The sequence below is a fragment of the Bradyrhizobium zhengyangense genome (assembly GCF_022012555.1).
GTDB classification, from domain to species: Bacteria; Pseudomonadota; Alphaproteobacteria; order Rhizobiales; family Xanthobacteraceae; genus Bradyrhizobium; species Bradyrhizobium zhengyangense.
Map to the genome: position 1 here is coordinate 804,154 of NZ_JAKLTZ010000001.1, position 14,015 is coordinate 818,168.

The 14,015-nt window shown below is 63.9% G+C and carries 12 protein-coding genes; 3 read left to right on the top strand and 9 right to left on the bottom strand.

What is annotated here, in order from left to right:
• The first annotated feature begins 7 nt into the window (after positions 1-7).
• Both L6639_RS03910 and L6639_RS03915 read left to right on the top strand, forming a co-directional pair.
• Positions 8-1,585, top strand: coding sequence for an isochorismatase family protein (locus tag L6639_RS03910; protein WP_237859041.1), 1,578 nt, complete (start codon positions 8-10; stop codon positions 1,583-1,585).
• A gap of 3 nt (positions 1,586-1,588) precedes the next feature.
• A complete protein-coding gene (locus L6639_RS03915; protein WP_237859042.1) occupies positions 1,589-2,215 on the top strand; it encodes an FMN-dependent NADH-azoreductase in 627 nt (208 codons plus the stop codon).
• A gap of 9 nt (positions 2,216-2,224) precedes the next feature.
• On the opposite strand, the gene L6639_RS03920 is transcribed toward L6639_RS03915, so the two are convergent.
• From L6639_RS03920 to deoC, 8 genes are all read right to left on the bottom strand, one after another.
• Positions 2,225-3,316, bottom strand: coding sequence for an ABC transporter ATP-binding protein (locus tag L6639_RS03920; RefSeq protein ID WP_237859043.1), 1,092 nt, complete (start codon positions 3,314-3,316; stop codon positions 2,225-2,227).
• A gap of 122 nt (positions 3,317-3,438) precedes the next feature.
• Positions 3,439-4,878, bottom strand: a complete 1,440-nt coding sequence (locus tag L6639_RS03925; RefSeq protein ID WP_237859438.1) for an extracellular solute-binding protein — start codon at positions 4,876-4,878, stop codon at positions 3,439-3,441.
• A 49-nt stretch (positions 4,879-4,927) separates the two neighbouring features.
• A complete protein-coding gene (locus tag L6639_RS03930; RefSeq protein ID WP_237859044.1) occupies positions 4,928-5,965 on the bottom strand; it encodes a carbohydrate ABC transporter permease in 1,038 nt (345 codons plus the stop codon).
• A complete protein-coding gene (locus L6639_RS03935; RefSeq protein WP_237859045.1) occupies positions 5,962-6,837 on the bottom strand; it encodes a carbohydrate ABC transporter permease in 876 nt (291 codons plus the stop codon). The genes L6639_RS03930 and L6639_RS03935 overlap by 4 nt, the downstream gene beginning before the upstream one ends.
• Positions 6,838-6,844: 7 nt before the next feature.
• Complete coding sequence (rbsK, locus tag L6639_RS03940) at positions 6,845-7,768, bottom strand: ribokinase (RefSeq protein WP_237859046.1); 924 nt, start codon at positions 7,766-7,768, stop codon at positions 6,845-6,847.
• A 5-nt stretch (positions 7,769-7,773) separates the two neighbouring features.
• Positions 7,774-8,229: an RbsD/FucU family protein gene (locus tag L6639_RS03945; RefSeq protein ID WP_237859047.1), complete on the bottom strand. Its 456-nt coding sequence runs from the start codon at positions 8,227-8,229 to the stop codon at positions 7,774-7,776.
• A 78-nt stretch (positions 8,230-8,307) separates the two neighbouring features.
• Positions 8,308-10,695: an aldehyde dehydrogenase family protein gene (locus L6639_RS03950; protein WP_237859048.1), complete on the bottom strand. Its 2,388-nt coding sequence runs from the start codon at positions 10,693-10,695 to the stop codon at positions 8,308-8,310.
• Positions 10,696-10,697: 2 nt separating this feature from the next.
• Positions 10,698-11,711, bottom strand: a complete 1,014-nt coding sequence (gene deoC / locus L6639_RS03955; RefSeq protein WP_249798036.1) for a deoxyribose-phosphate aldolase — start codon at positions 11,709-11,711, stop codon at positions 10,698-10,700.
• A gap of 238 nt (positions 11,712-11,949) precedes the next feature.
• On the opposite strand from deoC, the gene L6639_RS03960 reads away from it, so the two are divergent.
• A complete protein-coding gene (locus L6639_RS03960; protein WP_237859049.1) occupies positions 11,950-12,744 on the top strand; it encodes a DeoR/GlpR family DNA-binding transcription regulator in 795 nt (264 codons plus the stop codon).
• 81 nt (positions 12,745-12,825) lie between these two features.
• Here the strand turns inward: L6639_RS03960 and L6639_RS03965 are convergent, their stop codons facing one another.
• The gene (locus tag L6639_RS03965) at positions 12,826-13,977 is read right to left on the bottom strand and encodes a substrate-binding domain-containing protein (protein ID WP_237859050.1); all 1,152 of its coding nucleotides are present in this window, start codon (positions 13,975-13,977) and stop codon (positions 12,826-12,828) included.
• Between the last annotated feature and the right edge of the window lie 38 nt (positions 13,978-14,015).

Here is a 14,015-nt window from a genome sequence, read left to right on the forward strand (position 1 = left end):
CCGACCGATGACGCACGTCACCTTACGTTCTGAATTCGAGACCCTGATCGATCCTTACGCACCCGTTGCCCAGGTCGGCACAGGCTTTGAGTTCACGGAAGGACCGATCTGGCATCCGATCGATCATTATTTGCTGTTCTCGGACATGCCGGGCGACGTGCGCCGGCGCTGGGATTCGCGGCGCGGTGTCGCCGAGGTCAAGCGTCCGTCGAACAAATGCAACGGTATGACCTACGATGCCGAGCTCAATCTGATCGTCTGCGAGCATGCGACGTCGTCGCTGATCCGTGAACGGCCGGATGGACGGCGCGAGGTGCTGGCCTCGCACTTTAGCGGGCAGGAGCTCAACAGTCCCAACGATGTCTGCGTGCACTCCTCGGGCGCGATCTATTTCTCCGACCCCTGGTATGGCCGCATGCCGGTCTACGGCGTCGAGCGACCGCGGCAGCTCGGCTTTCAGGGCGTCTACCGTGTGATGCCTGGCGGCGAACCAAAGCTGGTGGTCGATCGAACGTTGTTCGACCAGCCGAACGGGCTTTGCTTCTCGCCCGACGAAAGACTGCTCTATGTCAACGACACCGTGCAGGCGCTGATCCGCGTGTTCGACGTCAGCGGCGACGGTTCGCTGTCGAATGCTCGGGTGTTCGCGAGCGGCATCAAGTCGGAGCTCGAGCCTGGCCTGCCCGACGGCATGAAATGCGATCAGCACGGCAATGTCTGGGTCACCGCGCCCGGCGGCGTCTGGGTCTATTCGCCGCGGGGCGAGCTGCTCGGCAAGGTTCGCGTGCCCGAACTGGTCGCCAACCTCGCCTGGGGTGGACCTGATTTTCGCACGCTCTACCTGACCTCGACGCATTCGGTCTACGCGATCCCGACCAGGACCGGACCGCGCCACGAACCCTATATGAGCGGCAGGCGCAGCAGCGGTGGCGCCGCGAGCCCCGGTCCTGCAGCTGCGGCGCCGATCCTTGCCGACGGCGAGCTGCGCCTCGATCCGCAGCGCTGCGCCATGATCATCCAGGATCTCCAGAACGACGTCATCATGGATGGCGGCGCCTTCGCTGACTCCGGTGCGCCAGGCCATGCCAAGCAGCAGCATGTCGTCGAGAACGTCCGGCGCCTGGCGGAGACGGCGCGGGCGCGCGGCGTTGCCATCATCCATGTCTGGTTCGTGGTCGAGCCAGGAGCGCCCGGCGTGACGCTGAACGCGCCGCTGTTCGAAGGGCTTGTCGACAGCAAGGCGATGGTGCGCGGCAGCTGGGGCGCCGCGCCGGTGTCAGGCCTCGAGCCGCGGCCCGGCGATTACGTGGTCGAGAAGATGCGGATGAGTGCCTGGGAAGGCACCAAGCTGGAGACGATCCTGAAAGCCACCGGCCGCGACATGATCATCAACACCGGTGCCTGGACCAACATGTCGGTCGAGCACACCGCGCGCACCGGCGCCGACAAGGGCTATTTCATGATCGTGCCGGAGGATTGCTGTTCGACCATGAATGCGGACTGGCACTCGGCCTCGATCAATTTTGCCATGCAGAACGTTGCCGTCGTTACCAGGGCGGATGCCGTCATCAGAGCGCTGGGATGAGCGGTGGCAAAGCTTCTGCATCTCTCCTGCTCGCCGCGCCCCGATTCCGAGTCGAGCGCCGGCGCGGCCGTCTTCCTTGACCGCTTTCGCCAGGCCCGCCCCAATTGGGACATCGATGTCGTCGATCTCTGGCGCGAACGGATGCCGGAATTTGCGGGACCCATCGTCGAGGCCAAATATGCGCGGATGACGGCGCAGGCCTTCAATGACGCGCAGCGGGACAGCTTCGCCGAGGCCGAACGGATGGCGCTGCGCTTTTCACTGGCCGACCGCGTTCTGATCTCGACGCCCATGTGGAATTTCGGCATCCCCTACAAGCTGAAGCAGTGGTTCGACATCATCATCCAGCCCGGCCTGACGTTCCGCTTCGAGCCCGCGCAGGGCTATCTTCCATTGCTGAAGGATCGTCCGACCATCGTTATCCTCGCCTCCGGCAGCGACTTTGCCACCGGCATGAACCGCGGCCGCATCGACATGGCTACGCCCTATTTGCGCGAGGCGCTCCGCTTCATCGGTGTCAGCGACGTGCGCTTCGTGCCGATCGGACCGACCGCGGGTCCGACTGAGCCGATCCGCGCCGCCCGCGAGACCGCGCATCGCCGCCTCGCGGAGATGGCGAAGCGGTTCTGAGCCGCGTTGTCAGGTGATTGCTTTCCCCGACGCCTTGTCGAACAGATGGGTCCGCTCCAGATCGAGCGCGACGTCGATGAAATGATCCGGCGCCGCAGCCACCCCCACCGGCATCTGCGCCGTGAACGGGAACGCGCCGACGGTGCCGATCACGAGCGTATGCGGCCCGAGCGGCTCTACGTCCTTCACCATGATCCGAACGGACGAGCCAGCCGGGGCGTCTTGCCGCAACACATGGTCGGGCCGCACGCCAAGCACGACAGGCTTGCCGACGCTGCCTGCATAGGCCGCCTCGCGGGATTTCGGCAGTTTCAACGCCGTCCCCGACGGCTCGGTGAAGACCAGCGCCCCATCGCGCGCGGCGATTTCGCCATGGATGAAGTTCATGCTGGGGGCGCCCATGAAGCCCGCAACGAAGAGATTGCTGGGCTTTTCATAGATCGTGATGGGATCGGCCGCCTGCTCGATCCGGCCGCGATTCATCACCACGACGCGATCGGCCATGGTCATGGCTTCGACCTGGTCGTGGGTGACATAGACGATCGTCTTGGCGAGACGACGGTGCAAGGCCTTGATCTCGGTCCGCATCTCGATGCGGAGCTTGGCGTCGAGGTTCGATAGCGGCTCGTCGAACAGGAACACGTCCGGGCTGCGCACGATAGCGCGGCCGATCGCGACACGCTGCCGCTGCCCGCCGGAGAGCTGCTTGGGACGACGGTCCAGATATTGCTCGAGGTCGAGCACCCGGGCCACGTCCTGGACCGCTTTCGCGATGCTGGCGCGCTCCTCGCCGCGCACCTTCATGCCGTAGCCAATATTCTCGCCAACCGTCATATGCGGATAGAGCGCGTAGCTCTGAAACACCATCGCGCAATTGCGCAGGCCCGGACGCAGCTGCGTCACATCGCGATCACCGATGCGGATGCTTCCGCTCGTGACCGTCTCCAGTCCTGCAATCATGCGCAGCGTCGTGGTCTTGCCGCAGCCCGACGGGCCGACGAGCACGACGAACTCCTCGTCAGCCACGTTCAGATCAAGCCCCTCGATGATCTCATAGGGCCCGTATGCCTTGCTGACATTCTCGATCTCGACGCGCGCCATGGAATCCTTTTCCCGTCCCTTAGATCGACGGTCAACAAGACCCGGATGACGCTGACGCGTCATCCGGGGAAGTCTCAGCGGAGGTTAGTTCTCAGGTTAGTTCTTGGCTTTAGTTCTCGGCTTTAGTTTTTGGGCGGCAGGCCCATCGCCGCGCGATAGGCAGCGAGCTGTTTTGCACGACCGAACTCGTCAGTCAGGCGATTCCATTCCTTTGCGACCGTGTCCAGCGCGGCCTGCGGCGTGGTCTGCCCGGCCAGTGCCTTGCCAAGCTCGATCTCCACCACCTCGGTGTAGGAGAAATAGCCGGGCAGACGCATGTCGAGCGCGACGTTCTTGCCGTTGATGGAGTCGGCCTGCGCGCCGAGATATTGCTTGGCTTCCTGCGGCGAGAAGATCTTGCTCCACAGCTCCAGATTCGCGGTGTGCGACTTGCGGTACGGGTTGACACCCGTGCCGCCGGTAATGGCGGCCTGGCCGGAGACTTCGGGGCTGGTCAGCGTCTTGATGAAATCCCATGCCGCCTGCTGGTTCTTGCCGACCTTCGGCACGGCAATCTGCCATCCACCGAACGCCATGAAGGGCGCCGGCAGGACGGCCGGGAACTTGTCCCACTTCTTGGTCTTGGCGTTCCAGATCTCGTCAGAGCCAGGCAGCACCGCCGAGCCGACCTTGCCTGAGATCTTCGACTGCTTGGGATCGGCCGCGATCACGCCGGTGTCGCCCCAACCGATCGATTCCGCGACCTGACCGCCCGCCACGGCCGCGTTGACCTCACCGAATGAGAAGTTCAAGGCGTTGGGTGGGCCAAGCTTGGAGGCGCGGATATATTCTTCCAGTCCCTTCACCCAGCCCGGATTGTTGATCTGGGCATCCATCGTTTCGGGGTCGAAGAACATCGCGCCCGGATAGTTCGGGTTGTTGGTGTAGGCTGCCGCGTGGCTGAAGAAGAACCAGAACTGCTGGCCGCCACGACGGAAGGCTTCCGCGGTGCCCCAAAGTCCCTTGTCGGGACGTTGGAAGAACTCGGCGATGTCGAGATATTGCTTCCAGGTCTTGGGCGGCGCCAGATCGTAGCCGTACTTGGCCTTGAAGGCGTCCTTCTCCTTGGGATCGTTGAACAGGTCGGTGCGATAGGTGTAGGTGTGGACGTCGCCGTCCATCGACTGCGAATAGATCTTGCCTTCCCACACCATCAGCCGTTCGCGGTAGGCCGGCTCGATATCATCCCAGTCCTTGCCTGACTGCATCGCCTTCGGCATCTCGCTGAGATAGGGCACGAAGTCCGGCAGCCAAGCCGGCGCGAAGCTGACGAGGTCGAAGGTCGCGTCCGATGCGGTCAGCGACGTCACGATCTTCGGGTAAAGCTCCGACCACGGAAACTCGACGACATTGACCTTGCCGCAGGTCTTCTTGGTCCATTCATCCGCGCCGAGCTTGAGCGCGGAGGCGATATAGGGTCCGGTCTGCGATGCCACCGTCAAGGTGACGCCGGAATAATCCGGGCTACAGGCCGCGTTCGCCTGGCTCGCAGCGCAAGCCACGGCGAGCGAGGTGGTCAGCATCAGAAACGTCCGTCGCAACATCGTCCAGTCCTCCCTAGATCAGTTTTTGCTATTTGATTGCCCCGAGCAGCAGACCCGACCGCATCATGCGGCTGAGCAGGCCCGCCATGATCATCATCGGAACGATGGCGACGAGCGCCGCGGCCGAGATCGCCCACCATTCGTCGCCGCGCTGGCTGTTCTGTCCGGCCACCAGGATCGGCAGCGTCTGCCATTTGGAATTGGTCAGGAACAGCGCGAACAGGAACTCGTTCCAGACGAAGGCCAGCGTGATCATGAAAGTCGCCAGCAGCCCGTTCATCGACATCGGCACCACGATGCCGAGGAAGATGCGCCAGCTCGGCACGTTGTCGACCATCGCGGCTTCCTCGACCTCGATCGGGATCGCCTCGAAGAAATCGCGCATCAGCCAGACCACGATCGGCAGCGAGAACGCGACGTAGCACAGCGTCAAGCCGACAAAGCTGTCGATCAGCTGGAAGCCGAGCCGGCCGATTTCGCTGTAGAGCAGATACAGAGCAAAGGCCGTGACAATCGGCGGAAACATGCGCTGGCTGACGAACCAGAACAGGATGTCCTCATTGCCGAGGATCGGACCCGGCAGCGGCAGGCGGTTGGCGACGATGGCAACGACCAGCGCGATCGGAAACGCGAGCAGCAGCGCCTGCGCGCGGGTGAATCCGAGATTGTTGTTGAAGAGCAGATATCCGCCGAGCGCGAGCAGGAAGAAGATCAGGCCGGCGCCAAATCGCACCTTGAATTCGAACCTGACAAGCGCATAGGCCGCCATCGCCCCGATCGCGGTCGCGATCGCTGCCGCGGACAGCCCGACGATGGTCGAGTTCAGGAAGGTGTGGAAGAATTCACCGCGGATGCCCTGGTAGAGATCGATGAAGGGCTGAAGCGTTGGCGTGAAATCGACGAAGGGAATATAGGTCGGACCACCGACCACGCCCGGCGGCGTCTTGAAGGCTGTGACCACCACCCAATAGAGCGGGAACGCCGTGATCAGGCACCAGGCGAGAACGCCTGCTGCGATCAGGCGGCGGCTCCAGGTCGACAGTCCGGTGAGGCCCTGCCCGCTCATCGGCGCTTCTCCAGATGCGGACGCAGCAGCGCCAGATAAGTCACGCCGATGATCGTGATGGCGATCAGGAACAGGAAGCTCAGCGCCGAGGTGTAGCCGAGATTGAACTTCTTGAAGCCCTCCTGATAGGCGAACAGGGTCAGCGTCTCGGTGTCGACGCCCGGTCCGCCGCCCGTCATCACGAACACGGTGTCCATGATCTTGTAGCTCTCGATCAGGCGGATGAAGACGACAGCGGCGGAGATCGGCAGCATCATCGGAAAGGTGATGCCCCAGAACTGCTGCCACGCGCTGGCGTTCTCGAGTTCGGCAGCCTCATAGACGTCTTCTGGGAGCGTTTGCAGGCCGGCCAGCATCATCAGGACCACAAAGGGCGTCCACTGCCAGATCTCGACCGCGATGATGCAGCCGAGCGCCCAATGTCCATTGGTGAGGAACGGCAGGTTCGCGAGGCCAAACATGGAGAGAAACTGGTTGAGCGGACCCATGGTCGGATTGAAGATCATGCGGGCCACAAGCGCGACGGCAACCGGAGCCAGCAGCATCGGCAGCAGCAAGGCCACGCGAAACAGCCGTTCGCCCGGCACGCGCGCGTTCAGCGCGAGCGCAACGCTAAAGCCGATAACATATTGCAAGCTGACCGCGATGAAGGCGATCAAGGTCGTCGTGAGGATCGCGTTCCAGAAGCGCGGCTCCTGCAACAGGGTGACATAATTGCCGAACCACACCACACGCGGCGGGATCGGCGGAATCAGGCGATAGCTGAGGAAGCTCGTGGTGAGGGAATAGATCAGCGGAAAGATCGAAATCGCCAGCACGACGAGCACCGCCGGCCAGATGAAGACATGCTTGATCGGATCGTTCCGCATCATCGGTAGATCAAACCTTCAACAGGGCTTCGATCTCGGCGCGCCGCGGCATCGCTGGCGCAGTGCCGGCGCGCGTCACGGAAATCCCCGCTGTCGCCGAGCCGAAGCGTGCCGCGTCCAGCGGATCGGCGCCGCCCGCGAGCGCTGCCGCAAAGCCGCCGACGAAGGCATCGCCCGCGCCGGCCGTCTCGACCACTTTGCCGGCAGCGAACGGCGGCACGTGCAGCGAGCGATCGCGTCCATGAAACAGTGCCCCACGCTCGCCGAGCGTGATCAACGCGGTGCCGGCGCCCTTGGCCAGCAGCGCCTCGCCCGCGCGGCGAGCACCGGCGAGATCGCCGACCGCGATCCCGGTCAGCGCTTCGGCCTCGGTCTCGTTGGGGACGACGTAGTCGCACAAGGCGAACAGGCCATCGTCGAAGACGCCCGCGGGCGCCGGGTTGAACACGGTGATGCTGCCGGCGGCGCGCGCGATCTCGAGCCCGCGCTGCGCGGCGGCGACCGGCTGCTCCAGCTGGGTCACGAAGACGCGGCTAGAGCGGATCGCCTCCGCGGCCGCGTCGACATCATCGGGGCTGAGGCCGTCGGCCGCCCCGCTCACCACGATGATGGCGTTGTCGCCACGCGTCTCGTGGACGTAGATGAAGGCGGCGCCGGTCGGCGCCTCCTTGGTCCTGGCGACGCGCGGCCTGATGCCTTCGGCTTCCCAGGTCTTGATGGCAAGATCACCGAAGGCGTCGCTGCCGATCCGGGAGATGAAGGTCACGTCCGCGCCCGCGCGCGCCGCGGCGACGGCCTGGTTCGAGCCCTTGCCGCCCGGCCCCATGGCAAATCCCGAGCCTGCGATGGTTTCGCCGATCGCCGGCATGTTGCCGGCCCGGAAGGCCAGGTCGACGACGAAGATGCCGAGGACTGCGACGCCAGACTTGCTCATGGTCATCACTCTCCGTCCGGCGCGATGACGCCCTTGGAGAAGATGAAGCAGCCGTAGAAGCGCCGCTCGCCGGTCGCGATCACGCAATAGGCCGTCTTGGCCTTCTCATAGAAGGCGTGGCGTTCGACCCCGACCAGCGGCCAGGAGCGCCCCTCTGCGCGGTCGATCACGGCCTGCACCTCGTGCTGCACCGGCGGCACCTCCTGAGGCTTGCCGACGATCTCCATGCGCATCGCCGCATCGTCCACGAACGTATCGAGCGGCATCACCGAGAGAATGGCTTCGATCGCCCTTGCCGTGCTGACATTGTCGATGCGCAGCAGCTCGCCGAACACGGTCTGACGCGCGATCGAGTCCGCCGGGAAATTGGTGTCGCACACGACGAGGCGATCCCCGTGCCCCATTGCGCGCAAGGCATAGAGCACGTCGGCATTGAGCAGTGGGTTGATGCCCTTGAGCATGTTGTGTCCTCCCTTCTTCAAAAACGACCGGACTCTGATGGTCCGGATGCCCATTCATATCACCGCCAGGTGACGTCTCTAGTCACCATAGGGAATCCAGATGTTCTTCACCTGCACCGCATGGCGGAGCAGGATCGGCCCCTCGCTCGCTGCCCTGTCGTACCAATCGAGCGCCAGTCCATGGTCGACCAGCGTGCGCTTGAGATTGCCGACCGAGAGCCGCTCCGCCGCAGTCGAGGCCTCCTGCGAGCCGAACACCCAGAGCGCATCGACGTCGTCATGCTCGGCAAGGACCTTGGCAAGCGCATCGCGCTCGCCCGTCACGATGTTGACGACGCCGGCCGGCACGTCCGACGTCTCCAGCACCTGGTAGAAATCGGTCGCAGCCAGCGGATGCCGCTCGCTCGGCACTGCGACGACGCGGTTGCCCATCGCGATCAGCGGGGCCACCAGGCTGATGAAGCCCAGCAGCGGAGCTTCGTCCGGACAGGCGACCCCGACGACGCCGATCGGCTCGTGCATCGCAAGCGCCACGCCGCGCAGCGGCGGCGCATGGATCGTCCCCTCATATTTGTCGGCCCAGGCCCCATAGCTGAACAACCGCTCGATACTCGCCTCGACCTCGGCGCGCGCCTTGGCAGGCGAAACGCCGGTCATATCACTGATGCGCCGGGCGAACTCGTCGCCGCGCGCTGACAGATTCTCGGCAAGGTAGTAGAGGATTTGGGCGCGATTATGCGCCGTCGCCCGCGCCCAAGCTTCAGCCGTACGCGCGGCAGCCACCGCGTTGCGGATGTCCTTGCGATTGCCCTCGCCGACCTCGCCAAGGTGTTTTCCTTTCGGCGACAACACGCTGCGCGAATAATTCCCGTCGGGGCGGACCTGCTTGCCACCGACGAAAAGCTTGGCGGTTCGGTCGATCGACGGCGTGCCGAATCCAGCGCCCTCGGTCGCGGCTTCAGGCAGTGGCGGCAGCTTGGCTCGCGCTTTGCGGCCGGCCCATGCTTTCGGCTTGAGATATTCGAAGAGACCTTCCCGCCCGCCCTCGCGGCCGAAGCCGGACTCGCGATAGCCGCCGAAGCCGACGCTGGCATCGAATAGATTGGTCGCATTGACCCAGACCACGCCGGCTTGAAGTTTTGGCGCGATATCGAGCGCGAGGCCAATGGTCTCGCTCCAGACGCTGGCGGCAAGCCCGTAGCGCGTGTTGTTGGCGAGCATCACGGCCTCATCAGGCGTGCGGAATGTCATTGCGACCAGCACGGGCCCAAAGATCTCCTCGATCGCCACGGTCGAGGACGGATGGACGTTCCAGAGCAAGGTCGGCGGATAGAAGCAGCCTTCTGCGGGGATCGCCCCGGACGCCTGATACTTCTCGGCCCCCTCCTTCACACCTGTTTCGACCAGCGCCTTGATCCGCTCGAGCTGGACAGGCGCGACCACCGCCCCCATGTCGATCGCCTTGTCGAGTGGCGACCCGACGCGGAGCGTCTCCATGCGGCGGATCAGACGTTTGCGGAAGGTCTCGGCGATACCCTCCTGCAACAGCAGCCGCGATCCGGCGCAGCAGACCTGGCCCTGGTTGAACCAGATCGCATCGACCACGCCTTCCACGGCGCCATCGATATCGGCATCGTCGAACACGATGAACGGCGACTTGCCACCGAGCTCGAGGGTCAGCGACTTGCCGCTGCCTGCGGTCGACTGGCGGATCAATCGGCCGACCTCGGTCGATCCTGTGAAGGCGATCTTGTCGACACCGGGATTTTCGATCAGGAGCGCGCCGGTGGCGCCGTCGCCGGTCACCACATTCAGCACTCCGGGCGGCAAGCCGGCTTCCGCCGCGAGCTCAGCGAACAGCAGCGCGGTGAGCGAGGTGAACTCCGCCGGCTTCAGCACCACGGTGTTGCCAGCCGCCAGCGCGGGCGCGATCTTCCAGGCCAGCATCAGCAGCGGAAAATTCCAGGGGATGATCTGGCCGATCACACCGACCGGAACGTGGTCGGCGAATTCGCGCTCCTGCAATTGCGCCCAGCCGGCGTGATACAGGAAATGGCGCGCGGCCAGTGGCACGTCGAGATCCCGGGTTTCCCTGATCGGCTTGCCATTGTCGATCGCTTCCAGCACCGCGAACAGTCGCGCATGACGCTGCAGCATACGCGCCAGCGCGTAGAGATGGCGGGCGCGACCGTGACCACCGAGCTTCGCCCACGGTGCCTGCGCCGATCGGGCTGCGGTGACGGCAGCCTCGACATCGGCAGCGACGCCTTGCGCGATTTTAGCGAGTGACTTGCCGGTGGCCGGCTCGATCGTCGTCAGATGCTTGCCCGAAGCTGGGCTCACGAACTTGCCGGCGATGAAATGCGCGAACGTCGCCTCATGCCGCTTCAGCCAGGCGCGCGCCTCGCCGTCCGCCTCGGGAGCTGGACCATACTCCATGGTCTCATAGTAATGTGCGATGCTCATGCTCAGCCCACGGGATGGCGGTTGAAGGCCGAGTAGCGGCCGGTGACGTGATGCTCGAGCTGGCGCTCGATATCGGCGAGCAGGCTCGAGGCGCCGATCCGGAATAGATCCGGTTCGAGCCAGTCGCGCCCCAACTCCTCCTTCATCAAGAACTGATAGTTGAGCACGTCCTTCGCGGTCGAGATTCCACCGGCTGGCTTGAAGCCGATCTTGAAGCCGGTGCGCTCTTCATAGAGCCTGATCATGCGCAGCATCGCCAGCGTCACCGGCAGCGTGGCGTTGACGCCTTCCTTGCCGGTCGAAGTCTTGATGAAGTCGGCGCCGGCCATCATACAGACCATCGAGGCCTTGGCGACGTTGCGCAGCGTCTTGAGATCGCCGGTCGCCAGGATCGTCTTGAGATGCGCTTCCCCGCAGGCGGCCCGGAAATCCCGCACTTCATCGTAGAGCGCGCGCCAATCGCCGGTCAGCACATGCTCGCGCGTGATGACGATGTCGATCTCCTGCGCGCCGTCCCTGACGGAAGCCTCGATCTCCCTGAGCTTGAGATCGTGGGGGATGAGGCCCGCAGGAAAACCGGTCGAAACCGCAGCCACCGGAATGTCGGATCCTTCGAGCGCTTCGACGGCGGTTGCGACGAAGCGGTGATAGACGCAGATCGCGCCCGTGTGCAGCGTGCGCCCGGCAAAGCCCACGGCCTCGAGGAGATCGCGCCGTAGCGGCGCCCGCGCCTTGGCGCAGAGGCGCTTCACACGCTCGGTCGTATCGTCGCCGTTGAGTGTCGTCAGATCGATGCAGGTGATTGCCTTGAGCAGCCACGCCGCCTGCGCGTCCTTCTTGACGGTGCGTCGGCCGGGCAGGCTCGCGACGCGGCGCTCGGCGGCGGACAGATTGATCCTGATCTCGTCGACCCAGTCCACCTCGAGCGCGCGGCCGGTGTTGCGCGCGATGGCATGAGTGTGATTGTGATCCCGTGCATGTGGCTGCACCGGCACCGCGGATGGATTTGATATCAAGACGCCCTGCGCCATCGGTACGCGTGCGGTGCTAGCGAATCGGCGGAAGCGACAGATAGACTGGTGCCGATTGCAACATGCGATCCTCCCATCCCTTGCCCGTCGGAGCTTCCGTTGCCTGCCATCGCTGACAGGACCGCCCTCCGGACTAGATGTTATTATTGTAACAAATTGACGTTGCTAAACTCACATCATTGTAAGATCATTGTCAACCGGATAAGCAAGCTCGGTGACGAAAATGGCTGAAACACCGACCGCACGCTCCAGCGAGACCCGCGTCCAGCGGCTGCAACGGCTGCGCCGCGCCGTCGAAACCAGCGGCGCGCTGCATCTGAAGGACGCCGCTGACTTGCTGAAAGTGTCGGAGATGACGGTGAGGCGCGACCTCGCCGGTCCGGACGGTACGCTCGCCTTGCTCGGCGGCTACGTGGTCAATGCGGCCTCGCCGACCGGTATCAAGTACACGTTCGAGCAGGAGATCGACCAGCACACGCAGGACAAGCGCCTCGCCTGCCGTTCCGCTGCCGCCTCGATCCGGGAAGGCGACACCATCTTCATCGACTGCGGCACCACCATGCAGTCGCTGGCGGATTGCCTGCCCGAGGACATGCCGCTCTCGGTGATCTGCTATTCGCTGAACGTTGCCACGATCGTCACTCACCGCCCGGCAACGCAGGTGATGCTGATGGGCGGGCTCTACCATCCATCATCGCAATCATTCTCGTCGGATGACGGCCTGTCCTATCTGCGGCGTCTCGGGGTCAACAAGGCCTTCATCTCGGCCGGCGGCCTGCACTGGACCCGCGGCGCCAGCTGCTCGAATTTTCACGAGGTCGCTATCAAGCAGGCCGTGATCGCGACCGCTATGGAGAGCATCCTGGTGGTTGATGCCAGCAAGCTCGGCAGCCTCAAGCCGGCCTTCTTCTCTGACGTCGGCTCATTCTCGCGGATCATCGTCGGCGGCGCAGTGCCACCAGACACGCGCAAGCACTTCCGCAACCTTCCCGTCGAATACATCACCAGCGCAGCCTGATCCGGATGGGGGCTGGTCCGCCCGGATCAGGCCTGCTGGACAATGCGTGGTCCGGTAGAACCACGCATTGTAACCGCGAGCTCAATTACAAGCGGGCTTCGCCTTGTTGCAGGCATCCGTCAGCTCGGCCGGCGGGTCTTTCTTGAAGACGGTCTTGTAGGACTCCAACACGTTCGCCTGCGTCACCGGCAGCGACTGCACACCGACCCAGCCGGGCGTTTCCTTGCCCAACAGCGCGTTCATCATCGCCATCGCCTCGGCGACGCCCTGGTCATAGGGACGCTGCGAGCCGGTCGCCTTCAATGGACCGCCCTTGGCAATCTCGATCGCCGATTGCAGGCCGAGATCGACCGTCGTCATGGGAATGTCGATGCCCTGGGCGCGCATCGAGCTTAGCGTATCCAGTGCCGGCTGATCCCACACCGCGTAGAGTCCTTTGACGTCGGGATTGCCGGTGAGGAAGTCGCCCGCGATCTGCGAGACCTTTGGCGGATCAGTGAAATCGACCTGCTTCATCTTGATGTCGGGCCGGTTCGCCTTCATCCACTCCCGCACCCCCTTGGTGCGCTCGTTAGTGCTGAAATAGTCGACGCCGAAATTGACGAGACCGATGGTGCCGCCCTGCGGCATGCAGGACGCCAGGATCTGCGCTGCGATTTGGCCGTTGCCCTGGCTATCCGCCGAGACCATCGTGGCGTATTCCTCGGGATGCTTCAGGCCGGTCGGGATGCTGTCCATCAGCACGAGCTTGATGCCGGCCTTGGCGATCTTCTTGTAGGTCGGCGCGGTCGCGGTGAAGTCGACCGGGATCGAGATGATGCCATCAGGATGCTGCTGGATGGTGTTCTCGATATCGGCGATCTGCTTGTCGACCTGATATTCGGCGGAGGCGACGCCGGTCACCGTCACGCCGTACTTCTTCAGCGTGTCGGTGATGCCCTGGATCTGGAGCTGCGACCAGTCGAGGTTGACGGTCTGCATGGAGATGCCGACCTTGAAGTGCTTCTCCTTGATCTTCGCAACGTCGGCCTCCGACAGCGCGAGCACCTCGGGCGAAGCCGCCTTCTCGCCGTGGGGGCCCTGGCCGACGATCGATTTTGGTCCGAGCGTTGCGAGATCGACGCCCTTGACGCAGGTCGCGGGCACTTCAGCGCGGGCCGACGGGATCGTCGCGACGGCCGCAGTGGCCATCAACACGGTCAAAGGCAAGGCGTGTCGCAAGATTGGTTTCATTTGTTTCCTCCATGTTGGTCGCCGATTACCGGAGGGCC